Origin of the sequence: Psychrobacter sp. PSP (assembly GCF_024085615.1) — a bacterium.
GTDB classification, from domain to species: domain Bacteria; phylum Pseudomonadota; class Gammaproteobacteria; order Pseudomonadales; family Moraxellaceae; genus Psychrobacter; species Psychrobacter pacificensis.
In genome coordinates this window covers 255,734-269,909 of record NZ_JABLTF010000020.1, presented here as the reverse complement: position 1 = coordinate 269,909, position 14,176 = coordinate 255,734, and the positions used below count along the sequence as shown (strand labels likewise).

The window sequence follows — 14,176 nt, the reverse complement described above, 5'->3', positions numbered from 1 at the left end:
GCGAAATGCTCGCGTCGCTTTGTCCTGCTTGTGCAGCCGCCGCCAATGCTGGTTCTGGAGTGGTGATGGCTGATCTATCTTCGGTATCATCGATAGCGAGGTTCTGAGTACTCATGTTTTCTTTATTATTAGTCGTCATGAAGATAGTTCCTAAATTTTAGCTTACTTGATGTAAAGATTATTGGCAGCCAAATCAATAGCGATATGCCCCACATTACCCGCGCCTTGCGTGATAAGCATGTCATTGGCTTTTAATAAACGCTGCATCACAGGGGCAAGATTGTCTTTATCAATAATCGTCGGTTCAACTTCACCACGCAAACGGATACTGCGTGCCAACGATTTGGTATCAGCCCCTGCAATCGGGCTCTCCCCTGCTGAATATACATCCAATAGTAGCAGCTCATCAACACTTGATAGTACGTCGACAAAATCGTCATAACAATCACGGGTACGGCTATAACGATGCGGTTGAAATAACATCACTAAACGGCGATCAGGAAAGCTTTGGCGAGCCGCTTTGATCGTAGCGTCAACTTCTTTTGGATGATGACCGTAATCATCAATCAATAGGACATTGCCATCATCGATATCGACTGAGGCATGCTGCTCAAATCGGCGGCCTACCCCTTCAAACTTCTGTAGGGCACGCTCAATCGCGGCATCATCAACACCTTCATCCGTGGCCATGGTGATAGCAGCCAGTGCATTATAGACATTATGTGTACCAGGTATGTTTAATGTCAGACGCAATGGCTCACGGTCACGGCGCAATACGGTAAAGTGCGTCTTGGTACCTTCTGCCACCAGATCGACAGCTTGTACGTCATTAAAAGGCTCAAGGCCAAAGGTCAATACTGGGCGACCAATGTCATCAATCATCGCATACAGTTCAGGGTCATCACCGCATACCACGGCCAACCCGTAAAACGGCATGTTTTGCAAAAACTGAATATAAGCAGCTTTTAACTTATCGAAGCTGTTCTCATAGGTTTCCATGTGATCTTGATCGATATTGGTCACAATTGCTGCCATTGGTCGCAGTGATAAAAAAGACGCATCGGACTCATCCGCTTCTGCTACCAAGAAACGGCTGTTGCCTAGTGCTGCATTTTTACCTGAGGCATTTAGCTTACCACCAATCACATAGGTAGGATCTAGCTGTCCTTCTGCCATCATGGTGGTGAGCAAACTGGTCGTCGTCGTTTTACCATGCGCACCAGCAACGGCAATACCATGACGATAGCGCATCAACTCGCCAAGCATATCGGCGCGGCGTACGACTGGCAGGCGAGCTTCAAGCGCAGCTTTTACCTCAGGATTGCTACGATCAATCGCTGATGACACGACGATCACGTCAGCGTTGGCAATATTTTTGGAATCATGACCAATCGATATTTTGATGCCAATCTGCTGTAGACGCTTCGTCACCAAGCTTTCTGCAATGTCAGAACCACTGACTTGATAACCTTGATTGTTCATTACCTCAGCGATGCCGCACATGCCTGAGCCACCAATACCAATAAAATGCAAATGCTGAATACGGCGCATTTCTGGTATTTCAATCAAACGCTTAGGAAGGGCTTTGGCAGAGGTAGACATAAAATTTTCTCTTTATTAAGGGATAATAAAAATTGAAGGACAGTAAAATATGCTCAGTAAAAAATAACGAGTGGCAAAAGCCGAAACTATAAGGCTTGCCAAATAATATCAGCCACTTGTTTACTCGCACTACGATTGGCAAGCGCATGACCTTTTTTGGCCATTTCAAGGCATTTCTCTCGATTGAGTACGCTAAGCTCATCGCTTAAACGTTTGGCCGTTAGCTCTGACTGTGGCAATAAAACCGCAGCAGCATGTGAGGTCAATGTGCGCGCATTGGCGGTTTGATGGTCATCAACCGCATGTGGTAGCGGCACAAAAATAGCAGCAATACCGACATTTTGGATTTCAGTCACTGTCAATGCACCAGCGCGGCAAACGATAATATCTGCCCAGTTGTAGGCCGCCGCCATATCATCGATAAAGGGCTGCACTGTGAACTGATGCTTGCTTAAATCTTGCTCACTATAAGCCGCCTGAGTGGCTGCTTCGTTATTGCGTCCGCATTGATGGAGGACTTCAAACGGTTGGTCTAGCAAAGCCAGTGCTTTTGGCACGGTCTCATTCAATACCTGAGCACCAAGCGAACCACCCACGACCAGTAGTTTAAGCGGTGAGCTATCATTGATATCATAACGCACCTTTGGCTCTGCGACACCAGTGATGGCGTTACGCACAGGATTGCCAACTGTTTCAAGCTTGGCATCTTGTTCACTATTGGCAAAAGTGTTCTCGAATGCTTGTAATACTTTGGTAGACAGCTTAGACAGATAACGATTGCTCATGCCAGCGATGGCATTTTGTTCATGGATAACCAGCGGTGTATTGGTCAGACGTGCAGCAAGTCCACCAGGCGCACTCACATAGCCACCAAAACCAACGACCACGTCAATCTGATTGCTGCGAATCACTTTCACCGCAGCCATCGTCGCTGACAATAACGTTACTGGCAGCTTGACTAAACGACCCACGCCCTTACCGCGCAGCCCCTGCATATTGATGGCATGAAAAGGATAACCCGTCGGTTCAACCAAAACATTTTCCATACCATTTGGCGTTCCAAGCCAATGAATAACCGCACCGCGACCGGTCAGCTCGTCGCTCACTGCAAGCGCGGGAAAAACATGTCCGCCCGTCCCAGCTGCCATCATCAATATGTGCGGTGTTTTCATGGAGATCTGCCTATCTTTACTTTACTGATATGAAGGATTTGTCCTACTACTATGATGCCATTTACTAAAAAAATGACACGGTAAAAGCCCGCATAGTATAGAGGAAATCATTGTCTTATATACAGTACTTTATGCAGTAGAAATAACAAAAAACCAAGCCATGAGCTGGCATGACTTGGCGTCATTTACTACTGACATACGACCATACAAGGCAATGATAAACGAGGTATTAAGACGTACTTTCTTTAATGGACATCTGTCTTAGACTGTCTAAAACTATACCGTAAATTTATTTTCGATTGCCATGATAAAGTCGGTCGCGATATCGGTACCGCACTGATCATCAATCTCACGTACGCACGTTGGGCTGGTGACATTAATCTCAGTAATACGCCCACCGATCAAGTCCAAACCCACGAACATCAGACCTTTTTCTTTGACAATCGGCGCCACAACTTCTGCCACTTGACGCTCAATATCGGTTAATGGCATCGCCACACCGCGACCACCTGCGGCAAGATTGCCACGGGTCTCGCCTTTGCTTGGGATACGCGCCAAGCTATAGTCGACCACAACGCCATCTACAATAAGTACGCGTTTATCACCTGCTTTAATCTCTGGCAAATAACGCTGCGCCATGATTGGTAAAGTCTCAAGCTCAGTCAGCACCTCAATCGTCACGCCAATATTTGGACTATCAGCAGTCAGACGGAAGATACCTGTACCGCCCATACCATCTAGCGGCTTAACGATGACATCTTGATGCTCAGCGATAAACTTGCGAATGTGAGCCTGTTTGCTGGTCACAATCGTTGGGCTCATATACTCACTAAACCACGTCGCAAATAATTTCTCATTACAATCACGGATGGCTTGCGGATCATTGACCACGAGCACGCCTGCTGCTTTGGCATGATCAAGCATATAAGTGGCATAAATAAAGCGCATATCAAACGGTGGGTCTTTGCGCATCAAAATCACGTCATAGTCAGCAACTGAGCCTGTCGTTTTATCACCTAGTGTATAAAAATCTGCAGGATCACGCTTCACCGTAAGCGGCTGAGTATCGACCATTAATTGTCCACGATCCAACCACAAGTCATGAATCTGACAGTAGCCAAGCTGATGACCACGGTCTTGAGCGGCCCACATCATAGCGAGACTGGTGTCTTTTTTATAATTGACCCGCTCGATAGGATCCATAATGACGAGTATTTTTAGCGATTTTTCTTGGTTTTGTTGGCTCATTGTTTGACTCATGGTAGGGCTCACTTACGTTATATTATTAGTATAAAACAGTCTCAGTGCCTAACTATACACCGTACTGCTCACGGTAATGTTGCATTTTGGCTAACTGGGTCGCGTCTTTATGTTGGCCGTTTTGTGCACCATGGTCATCTGCCAAATAGCTGATCAAATCATCGATATCGACCAATGCCCGTACTGGTACTGCTAGTGTTGCTGCAAGCTCTTGAATAGCAGAGTGCTCAGCTTGGCCTTTTTCTTTGCGATCAAGCGCGACGATAATACCCGCAACGCTTGCTCCTGCTTGCTCTAAAATCTCGACCACTTCACGCATCGCTGTGCCTGCTGTGATAACATCGTCAAGCACCCAAACAGCCTTGCCACTTACGTCAGCACCGACCAAATTGCCCCCTTCACCGTGGGTTTTGGCTTCTTTACGATTGTAACCCCATTTTGCATTGATGCCATGATGTAGCCATAACGCTTGTGCGGTCGCTGCGACAAAAGGAATACCTTTATAAGCCGCACCAAAGATGACTAGCTCTTGCTCATTACCGTCATTATTTGCCGCAATTATCTGTTCAGCTAAGGCATCTGCATAACCACGTGCTAGCAGTGATAACATCTCACCCGTTGCAAGCAGACCTGCATTAAAAAAATATGGACTGATACGACCAGACTTGAGGACAAACTCGCCGAATTTAAGTACTTGGTTATCTAAAGCCAGTTGAATAAATTGATGAGATGAAAACGTTGGGTCTTGCGGGCGCGATACGTGAGACATGATGACATTCCTATAGGCAAAAAGAGGAGCGAAAAAATTTGCATTATTGTACGCATTATTGATCAGCTTGACCAACCGTTGATCTCGTAATCCTGCATATTGGCATAGCGAGTCAACAAACCACTACGCGACGAGATATTAAAATAACTCTGTCCATCTGCCCGCACTTGTATCTCCCAGCCTAAATGATACGCAGCAACAATGATGTGACCAGCAAATATCCGGATCTGACGATATGCATGGCGCTGCGTAGGCTTACAGACAATCTGACTGAGCAAATAACTACGTACGTGCTGGCAAATTTGCGCGGCACTATAGCTATGGTTGATACTTTTACGAGTACTACATTGCTTTAGCGCATGGACAGCAGCGCTACAGGCCATAATATCTGTCGCCAAACTGCCCTCGCCTGTCTCAAATTGCTGCGGTTGCAAAATCACTTGCCAATCATCGGCATACAGGCTACTCAGCAGTTCATCAGGATTATAGCGTTTGATCAATGCGCGCATAGATAGTGAAGATGTATGTACGTTATTATCAGCGTAGCGGTTCGTTATCGCATCATCAACCCCAAACCCATAACGGCTGAGCTTTGGATAGGCACGCATGGCCTGCTGGATATCTGACATATCTAATAATGTCATCTTTGATAATGGCGATAATAAGGGCTGATCACTGTGATTTTGATAAAAACTATCAGGCAACTCAACAAGCTGTGCCGCCTTGAGTAACGATAGATGCTCCGCCAAGGCTTCTGAAGCAATCAGCGACCATTTTGATAAGCTATCTGCATTAGGCTGATAGAACCGTGTCGAATTACCATAAAGTCGGCGCAGCTGACCATCTAGGCGACGAGCAGGCTCAGGAATATCACTCAATGGTCTGGCGGGATCAAGGGGGGATCGTTTGGGATCAAAGTTCGGATGTACGATCGCAGGTTGCTGTGAATCAGCTAGCATAGAAGACTGCCCAGCATCGCCTTTTGTGAGCTTGCTACCTTCTGCTGCCAGACTAGCATGAGACAAACGGTCATCAGAAGTAAACGGCTGAGTCATGAAATCTCCATAAACTATCACATATAAAACGAACAAAAACGTTCAAACCGAACAATGATCTTAACGCTAAAAACTACGCTTGATGGTCTAAAATATCACGATAGCCTGTTTGCCAATCAGCATACTCAAGCCAAGCTAACGGAATATTGCTATGTAAACGCTTTCCTGTCGCTGATGTCTTTTTTTCATCGATAGTAGGCGCGGCTTCACCGACTTGTTCACTCAACCAAACGCCAAGCTCAAAGGTGGTTACAGGCCTGTAGTCTGTCGCAAGATAGAGTGGCTTTGGTGTTTCTGTCGTCAACACATTGGCAATGATAGTGACCAAGTCGCGATCCATAATACGATTGCTCCAATGCTCGGCGGCTACTGGCTCTTTTTGTGGCTCGCGCGCTTTACGCACGCGCATAAGGCGCTCACGTCCATAAATGCCGCTAGGACGAATGATGATGGCTTTATCACCAAAGCTTTGTTGCAGTGCTTGTTCGGCTTGCAATATAACCTTTGATGCGTCACGCTCAGGCGTCATAGGTTCAGTATGCTCATCGATCCATTCGCCATTGTCTTGACCGTAAACACCAGTAGAAGAAATAAACACGACGCGCTCAAGGTTCGCCAGATTCGGAGTAAGCGTTGCCAAATGTTGGCTAATCGCCAAGTAGCTGTCATGATAACCGCTGGTCGAATACTCATCAGGTGTGACGATAATCGCAATATGGGTAAATGATTGCAGCTGCTCGGTCGTCAGAGTCAGCGCATCAGCCTGCAAAAAATTGGCGCTATCCACTAATGCATAGTGATCACGCTCACTACGAGCCAGCCCTGTCACCGAAAAGCCGTCTTGTGCCAGCTTATTGGTAACAGGCAAGCCGATATCCCCTTGCCCGATAATGAGTATATTTGGTGTATTCATAAAGCATCTTTCCTTTTATACCACTTATACAACGATTACAGCGCTAAAAGATAACTCTACTTAAAAATACCGTCTGTATGACAGCTGTATATCCTCATTCGCATCGACGCGCTCTTGCCAGTCGTAGCTGGCATTGATCCGTAGTGCTTGTTTTTTATCAATATCGTATTGTAAACCGAGGCTTGAGATCGGTTGCCAATAATGACCACGAACGTTGGACTCATCGCTGCTGCCATGATACCAATATGGCAATTGCAATTCAGCTTGCGCGCGTAACTGATTGTTAATCTGATAACGACAGCCGGCATTGACACCTGCCCCTACCCGAAAGCCTTTATTGATAGCGCGCCCTGCTTGCGCGGTCCCAGCCAAAAACGTATAGCATAGTTGCGGCGGCATCTGACCCATACCACTGCTTGGCGTACCAAATGCCCACGACCAGCCCGTCTCATAACCCACACTACCCACCAGATGATCTCGCCCGCCCTCTTGTGAGCCATCATTCACTCGCGTCGCCTCAATGCTTGCACCCCACGTTTTGCCTTTGTTGCCAGCATTGATAGGATTAAAAGAGCGTCCACGAATCAAAGTCGCATTTTGAAAGACCACGCTGTCTGGTTGATTGGGCTTATCATCATCTGTGTCATATAGACGTAAGGTCGCAGCTACCCCTTCTAAATTAAAAAACTGTGAATACCCTGACGCGTGGTCAAGCGTATCATGAAACCCTGCTCTAAACCCAATATCGATATAATCATTGTCACCGCGCTGACCGATAGCTATCACTCCCAACTGTAGTGGATGCCTATCTATTGGGTTATTATCCGATACCTCGATTTGACGTTTGCGTAACCATTGTCCATCATCTGATAGGCTTGATACGGGATTGATCTGTGCCGATTTTATCTCATTTAAGGTTTGTTTGGCGCTGTTATGATAACCCAACTGCGCGCGTTGTTGTTTAGCGTCATTAAGCTGAGCTTGACGCAACGTATTGTCGGCTGGGGTATAAGTGGCATTTGCCAAAAGATTTTGACTGTTTCATAACTGAATGACATCAGAGGGCACGACCACATAAGCCAGTTGCTTCAATAAATTCTGCTGAGGACGAATAACGTCAATCAGGCGCAGAATCTCAGAAGCACAATTATCCGTGGTGAAGTAATACGGCATTTTTAGCGCTTTGGTCTCCCAAACATGGCGCATAACCTGCTGTACTTCACTAGATGTCAGATTCAACTGATACGTCCACGTATCACGCTCATCGTCTTGTAGATATTTTGCGAGCTTTTGGGGATAAGGATCAATCTCGATAGCACTGTCATAACTGCCAATCATGGATTTGGTCGCATAGATTGGAAAGCTATCGTTTGGATCACCGTCCACCGTATAATTGAGCGCATACGCCTGACTGATTTGATTGGGATCTGCTACGCTCGATTTTGAATCAATGCGCAATAACGTATGACCAAAGGCAGAGAGTGGGTTGTCCAAATACTCCTCAGCAAACACAATAGATAACTGCTCAGGCGCCAATGTCGCCATCCAGTCATCCAGCTCTGGACACTCATTTGTCAGACTCGCATCATCGATAGCTAACTTTTCTTTTAGCCATGCCACTCGTGCTGGGAAACGGCACAGAACGGAATTATTATTGGCTTGAGTTTTTATATGAATGTTTGCTTGGTTGTTACCAGTTGTCTGCGATGTGAATTCTTTTGCCAGTGCGACTAGTGTCGCGTCTAATTCTGCGGCTGAATCCTGCTGACCGTTATCACTCAAAAAAAAGCGTGGATCATCGACCAAACTCTCCGTTTTCTTTTTAGATAAAATGCTGCTTTGATCATCGTAAAAATACAATAAGCGTCGCCATATTGTATGCTGTGCTAGATTGTCAGTTTTTGCCTGTCGACGCCATGTTGCCAGTAACTGCTCTGTCGCCATATCTGACCCAGACGCAGTATTATTTTGAGTATTGTTTCCATTATTACTGAGAGTAGATGTCTCAATGCGAACAGCATCTTCAGCGTCACGAGGTGACGTACTATCTGATAATTCAGATGAGAGCGCTCCTTCGGTAACCAATAAAGGCGTCGGTAAAAATGCCTGCGTGTTTGCAGAAAACAATAGCGCCGCTATCGCCATTGGCAGTCGCGCTCGCTGACCAATGGTTATTAGAGTATAAGTTCCAGACGTAGACATCGGTTTTATAGACATGAGGCAGGCTCTCACACGTTATTATTTATACGCTATTCGCGCTGTGAAGGTTTATTCTGCTAGAGACTCAAATGATATAAGCAAGCTGCGACCATCTAACTACTTTGATAAACTTTCTATCACAACATCACCAATACTGTTATAAAAAGAGAGCTTTATGCCCGATTCATCATTATCTACATTGCCAATGACAATCACAGATGGTTTGCTGTCAGCCGCTACTTGGCTGGCCTCACCAAACTACAATATCAGGCCAAAAGGTCTAAGTATTGATGCCATCATTATTCATAATATTAGCCTACCACCCAATGAGTTTGGTGCGTGCGACTCTAGCGGCACGCATTATGTAAAAGCATTATTCACTAATCAATTAGATTGGGATGCGCACCCTTATTTTCAGACAATCAAAGGCGCAGAAGTGTCAGCGCACCTGTTTATTGAGCGTGACGGGGCTATCACTCAGTTTGTCAATTTTAACGAACGCGCTTGGCACGCTGGACGCTCTAGCTACTTAGGCCGACCTGAATGTAATGATTATAGCATTGGCATTGAGCTTGAAGGGTCAGATTTTGTGTCCTTCACCTCTGCTCAATATGAGAAGCTCGCAGCGGTAATCGCGGCTATTTATGAAGCGTACCCGAAAACGCAGCGACATTTGACAGGGCACAGTGATATTGCGCCAGGGCGTAAGACGGATCCTGGTGATTATTTTGAATGGGCAAGGTTGCGGGAGCTAGTTGCAGGGTTATTACGAAATAACTCTTTATCACTGCAAAAATGATTTCCACATCCAATCCATTTATCTCCGTGATGAAAGTGCTATAATTCGTCAGTTTTTTTGCAACAGCAAATCAGCACACTAGCTCTTACACAACCCTGTACACAACTTAGCAAGATAGGTTCTCATGGCAAAAAGTCGGTTATTTCGTTCAACCATGGTGGTCAGCAGCATGACCATGTTATCGCGTATTTTAGGTTTGGTACGCGATGTCGTATTGCTAGGGGTTTTTGGGGCTGGCGGTTTGATGGACGCCTTTTTGGTCGCCTTCAAAATCCCAAACTTTTTGCGACGACTGTTTGCTGAAGGGGCGTTTAGCCAAGCATTCGTTCCTGTGCTGTCCGAGTACAAGGAAAAGTACAGCTTACAGCAAGTACAGATTTTAGTCAGTCGCACCTCGGGCGCACTCTTGCTGGTGTTGTCGATGCTGACAGTTGTTGTTATCTTAATCGCGCCTTGGGTAGTGACGTTGTTTGCCCCCGGGTTTGCCGATCAACCTGACAAATTTGCCATTACCGCTGAATTACTCCGCCTTACCTTCCCTTATTTGCTGTTTATTTCTATGACGGCTTTTGCCAGTGGTATTTTGCAAAGTTATGGTCGTTTTGCTGCGCCCGCCTTTGCCCCAGTCCTATTGAATTTATGTATGATTGGTGGTGCGCTGATTTTGGCGCCGATGTTTGATACGCCTATTATGGCGCTTGGCTATTCCGTGGCGATCGCAGGACTATTGCAATTCTTAATACAACTGCCTCAGCTATGGCAACAAAAACTACTGGTCGCGCCCAAGATTGACTTTCAGCACGAGGGCGTTCGCCGCATTCTAAAATTAATGCTGCCTGCTATCTTTGGTGTGTCTGTCACTCAGATTAACTTATTGCTGAACACCGTTTTTGCCTCATTGATGATTGGTGGTTCGGTGTCTTGGCTCTACGCAGCTGAGCGTATGAGCGAGTTACCACTAGGGCTGATTGGTGTGGCGATTGGTACGGTCATATTACCAAGTCTGTCAAAAAGTGAAGCGCAAAAAGACGATGTTAGTTTCAAAAAGACCATCGACTGGGCCGCGCGCCTTATCATTTTGGTCGGTGTGCCTGCCTCGGCTGCGCTCTTTGTACTCGCAGATGTGCTGATGCAAGCCCTGTTCTTACGTGGTGAGTTCACCCTTCGTGATGCGCAGATGAGTGCGCTGGCATTGCGTAGTATGGCAGGTGGTATCTTAGGATTCATGCTGATCAAGATCTTTGCCCCTGCATTTTTTGCGCGTCAAGACACCAGAACACCTGTCAAAATCGGCATCATTTCTGTTATTGCCAACATGGTATTTAGTGTCATCTTTATTGGGATATTCTATTTCTTAGAAATGCCATTACATGGTGGCCTAGCCTTGGCAACGACGGGCGCAGCGTTCGTAAACGCAGGCTTGCTCTATTACCTCTTACACAAGCGCGATATTTTCCGTTTTGGCCCCCATTGGAACAAACTATTCACACAGTTTGCCATTTCGACTGGCTCCATGATCGGCGTACTTTATCTCATGTTACCCTACTTCCCTACTGATGAAGCCCAGTGGCAACGCATCATCGCACTCGTGATTATGTGTGTCGCCGGAGCGCTCGTCTATGGCGTGGTATTGCTAGCGACAGGTTTCCGTCCTCGCCAGCTCAAACACGGATAAGCCAAAGTAGATATAGGCATGAGCTTGGCTTACGAAACCAAAACAAGCCTATCATCAGAATTGACAATGCTTGCCACCAATCGTTGTCATAATGACCTATTAATGAATAACTGACATTTGAGGTTCGATATGACAACGAAACAGCCACTCTTCCAGCGCTTACCGCTTCTCCTTGCAACAGGTGTACTCGGTACTGGACTACTGCTGAGCGGTTGCAGCAACAATGAGTCTGCAGACACTGAAACTGCTACCAACAATGAAGAGGTTGCAGCTGTCGTTGATACTTCAGAAGAAGACACAGCTGAGCAAAAAGAGACAGCAGATAGCACAAGTGAAACGACTCAAGTCACAGATGATACTGAGAACAAAACGACCGTTGATAATGACAATATCGATCCAGTCACTGCTCCGATTAACCAAAAAAGCCTAGTGACCAATCCGACCGAAGCGGGTACACCAGAGGACACGGTCAAAAAAGCACTAAATAGCTTGTATTATGGTGATGTGAAGGATGCAGTAGGCTACTATCAAGTAGATATGGCAAACTTTGAGCAAGAGCTTGCCAACACTCAATCGGCGTTTCAACAAACGGTCGATGGCGTGACGATTACTGACACAACGTACAATGATGACAAAACGCGCGCCACCATCACTGGCGAGTTGATGCTCAAAGGACAAAGCGACCCTGCACCATTAACCTATCAACTACAGAAAATAGATGGTCAATGGAAAATCTTGGGTTAAGGCATTTTGCTCTAATTATCTGCAACGTTGTCCGATGCCACGGCTTTACCAAGCATCACGACATCAGCGATAAACCCGTCCATATCGCAAACTTCTGGCATATATCCCCACTGCTCAAAGCCAAGTTTACGGAACAGTCCCAAACTTGGCTGATTGTGGGCAAAGATAAGGGCAACGATATTTCTGATTCCTAAACTGGGCGCTTGCGTCAACATCCAGCGTGTCAACAGACTGCCCAACCCTTTACTCTGATAATCTTGGTTCAGATAGATGCTGATTTCAGTGCTGATATGATAAGCGGTACGCGCATATAAATCACTGAAACTGCCCCATGCAACAATTGGTAGTTTTGTACTCTGTCTATCGGCATCACCTTCTAGTAATGCTTTGACTACATAAATAGGCCTCGTTGGACTATCTAAATGCTCATCGAACCAAGCTGTACGTTCTTCGAGCGTTACTAATGCCAAATTTGCCGTTGCTTGTTTGCCAGGAATACTTTGGTTATAAATCGCCAAGACTTCTGCCAAGTCTTCTTTACTGGCACGTTGTACCATAAACTGCTGGGTCAGCTGATGTGTCAACGGGGCAGTTGCTATGACATCTAAGGCAACATCGGACATAGAGTCTCCATATTAATTGGCATTATTATTGGTATTCATGATGATAGTAAAAAATCGTCATACTGATAATAGACGTATGTACAAACCATGAAATTCATAGAGCGTCATTCATACTTGCATTATCCGTAGACTATAGGATGTTAGTGTGGCTATTTTACTTTATAATGGCTAATTTTCGACACATCAATTTTGACCATAGATGTGTTTTTTCGTTTTTTATCTGGTCTCATCATAGCTGAAAACTTATGAAAACCTATTTTCTTGAGCAACTGATTGCATCATCAAATGCCGCGTCTACTACTAATGACCCAGTAGAGTTAGCGCCTTGTGTGCTCACTATTGGCAATTTTGATGGCGTACACCTTGGTCATCAGGCAATGCTGGCACAAGTTCGTGATATTGCGCATACCCAAAACTTGGACGCTGCGGTCATGATATTTGAGCCACAACCACGTGAGTTTTTTGAGCCAGCTAAAGCCCCTGCGCGTTTGACCAATCTAGCAGAAAAGCAGGCACTCCTAGCACAACATGGGGTTAAAACCTTAGTGGTGGCAGGTTTTGATGAGGACTTTCGCTCATTATCAGCACAAGCCTTTGCCGATATATTAGCCAAGCGCTTAAATGTAAAAGCGCTGGTACTAGGTGACGACTTCCGCTTCGGTCATGATCGTACTGGCGATAGTCAGTTTTTGCGCGATTATGGTTTGGATGTGACTAACCTACATACCATCACTGATAGCAATATTGACAACGACCACTTGAATGATGTCAATAATGAAGCTGCACGTATTAGCTCTACTCGCATCCGTGACTTGCTATTGGCAGGTGATATTCACGCTGCCAACATACTGCTGGACCGCGACTACGCCATTACGGGGTCGGTCGTCCGTGGCGATCAAATTGGTCGCACTATGGACTTTCCTACTGCCAATATTGATTTGCAGCGAATAAAACCCGCTTTGCACGGTATTTTTGCCGTTGATGTCGTCAGCTTAGATGAGAATGGAGAGGTCATACCTGATGGTTTAATAAAGCTGGCTACTGATAACAATATAGGCGTCGCAGGTTTGCGTCCACATAGTTTGTTCGGTACCGCTAACATTGGCAAAAGACCCTCTGTTGATAAAGGTGATGACTGGCGATTGGAAGTACACTTTCCCAAACTAAAAGCAGATTTGTACGGATTGAATCTAGAAGTGCGCTTCTTGCACTTTTTGCATGGTGAGCGTCGCTACGATGGTTTGGACGCCTTGAAAGCCGGTATTCATCAAGATGTCACTGACCTACTAGAATGGCGTGATAACCAAGTTTAACAGTCAGACGTATCTTACATTTTATCAAGTCCAAACTTTTTTGCTGTTGCGA

13 protein-coding genes are annotated in these 14,176 nt (G+C 45.8%); 4 read left to right on the top strand and 9 right to left on the bottom strand.

Going from position 1 to position 14,176, the window contains the following annotated elements:
* Positions 1–162 precede the first annotated feature (162 nt).
* From murC to HL061_RS11000, 8 genes are all read right to left on the bottom strand, one after another.
* Positions 163–1,602, bottom strand: coding sequence for a UDP-N-acetylmuramate--L-alanine ligase (gene murC / locus HL061_RS11035; RefSeq protein WP_252962834.1), 1,440 nt, complete (start codon positions 1,600–1,602; stop codon positions 163–165).
* 86 nt (positions 1,603–1,688) lie between these two features.
* A complete protein-coding gene (murG, locus tag HL061_RS11030; protein ID WP_240365409.1) occupies positions 1,689–2,774 on the bottom strand; it encodes an undecaprenyldiphospho-muramoylpentapeptide beta-N-acetylglucosaminyltransferase in 1,086 nt (361 codons plus the stop codon).
* A gap of 276 nt (positions 2,775–3,050) precedes the next feature.
* Positions 3,051–4,022 (bottom strand): glutathione synthase, encoded by a 972-nt coding sequence (gene gshB / locus HL061_RS11025; RefSeq protein ID WP_071003766.1) that lies wholly within the window; start codon positions 4,020–4,022, stop codon positions 3,051–3,053.
* Between the two features lie 64 nt (positions 4,023–4,086).
* Positions 4,087–4,803 carry an orotate phosphoribosyltransferase gene (pyrE, locus tag HL061_RS11020; protein WP_252962833.1) on the bottom strand — a complete coding sequence of 239 codons (717 nt, stop codon included), beginning with the start codon at positions 4,801–4,803 and terminating at the stop codon, positions 4,087–4,089.
* A 62-nt stretch (positions 4,804–4,865) separates the two neighbouring features.
* Positions 4,866–5,858, bottom strand: coding sequence for a hypothetical protein (locus HL061_RS11015; RefSeq protein ID WP_252962832.1), 993 nt, complete (start codon positions 5,856–5,858; stop codon positions 4,866–4,868).
* Positions 5,859–5,931: 73 nt separating this feature from the next.
* Positions 5,932–6,771, bottom strand: a complete 840-nt coding sequence (locus HL061_RS11010) for an SDR family oxidoreductase (RefSeq protein ID WP_252962831.1) — start codon at positions 6,769–6,771, stop codon at positions 5,932–5,934.
* A 60-nt stretch (positions 6,772–6,831) separates the two neighbouring features.
* Positions 6,832–7,797 (bottom strand): hypothetical protein, encoded by a 966-nt coding sequence (locus tag HL061_RS11005; protein WP_252962830.1) that lies wholly within the window; start codon positions 7,795–7,797, stop codon positions 6,832–6,834.
* Between the two features lie 15 nt (positions 7,798–7,812).
* Positions 7,813–8,988: a DUF4105 domain-containing protein gene (locus HL061_RS11000; RefSeq protein ID WP_252962829.1), complete on the bottom strand. Its 1,176-nt coding sequence runs from the start codon at positions 8,986–8,988 to the stop codon at positions 7,813–7,815.
* Positions 8,989–9,145: 157 nt separating this feature from the next.
* Between HL061_RS11000 and ampD the strand changes: the two genes are divergently transcribed.
* From ampD to HL061_RS10985, 3 genes are all read left to right on the top strand, one after another.
* On the top strand, positions 9,146–9,769 hold the full coding sequence (gene ampD / locus HL061_RS10995; RefSeq protein WP_058024569.1) for a 1,6-anhydro-N-acetylmuramyl-L-alanine amidase AmpD: 624 nt from the start codon (positions 9,146–9,148) through the stop codon (positions 9,767–9,769).
* A 124-nt stretch (positions 9,770–9,893) separates the two neighbouring features.
* Positions 9,894–11,444 carry a murein biosynthesis integral membrane protein MurJ gene (gene murJ / locus HL061_RS10990; protein WP_252962828.1) on the top strand — a complete coding sequence of 517 codons (1,551 nt, stop codon included), beginning with the start codon at positions 9,894–9,896 and terminating at the stop codon, positions 11,442–11,444.
* Positions 11,445–11,573: 129 nt separating this feature from the next.
* Positions 11,574–12,188: a hypothetical protein gene (locus HL061_RS10985; RefSeq protein ID WP_223333468.1), complete on the top strand. Its 615-nt coding sequence runs from the start codon at positions 11,574–11,576 to the stop codon at positions 12,186–12,188.
* Between the two features lie 11 nt (positions 12,189–12,199).
* Here the strand turns inward: HL061_RS10985 and HL061_RS10980 are convergent, their stop codons facing one another.
* Positions 12,200–12,811, bottom strand: coding sequence for a GNAT family N-acetyltransferase (locus HL061_RS10980; protein WP_212564208.1), 612 nt, complete (start codon positions 12,809–12,811; stop codon positions 12,200–12,202).
* 245 nt (positions 12,812–13,056) lie between these two features.
* On the opposite strand from HL061_RS10980, the gene ribF reads away from it, so the two are divergent.
* Entirely contained in the window at positions 13,057–14,124 is a 1,068-nt protein-coding gene (gene ribF / locus HL061_RS10975; RefSeq protein ID WP_093069396.1) for a riboflavin biosynthesis protein RibF, read from the top strand.
* Positions 14,125–14,176: the final 52 nt, after the last annotated feature.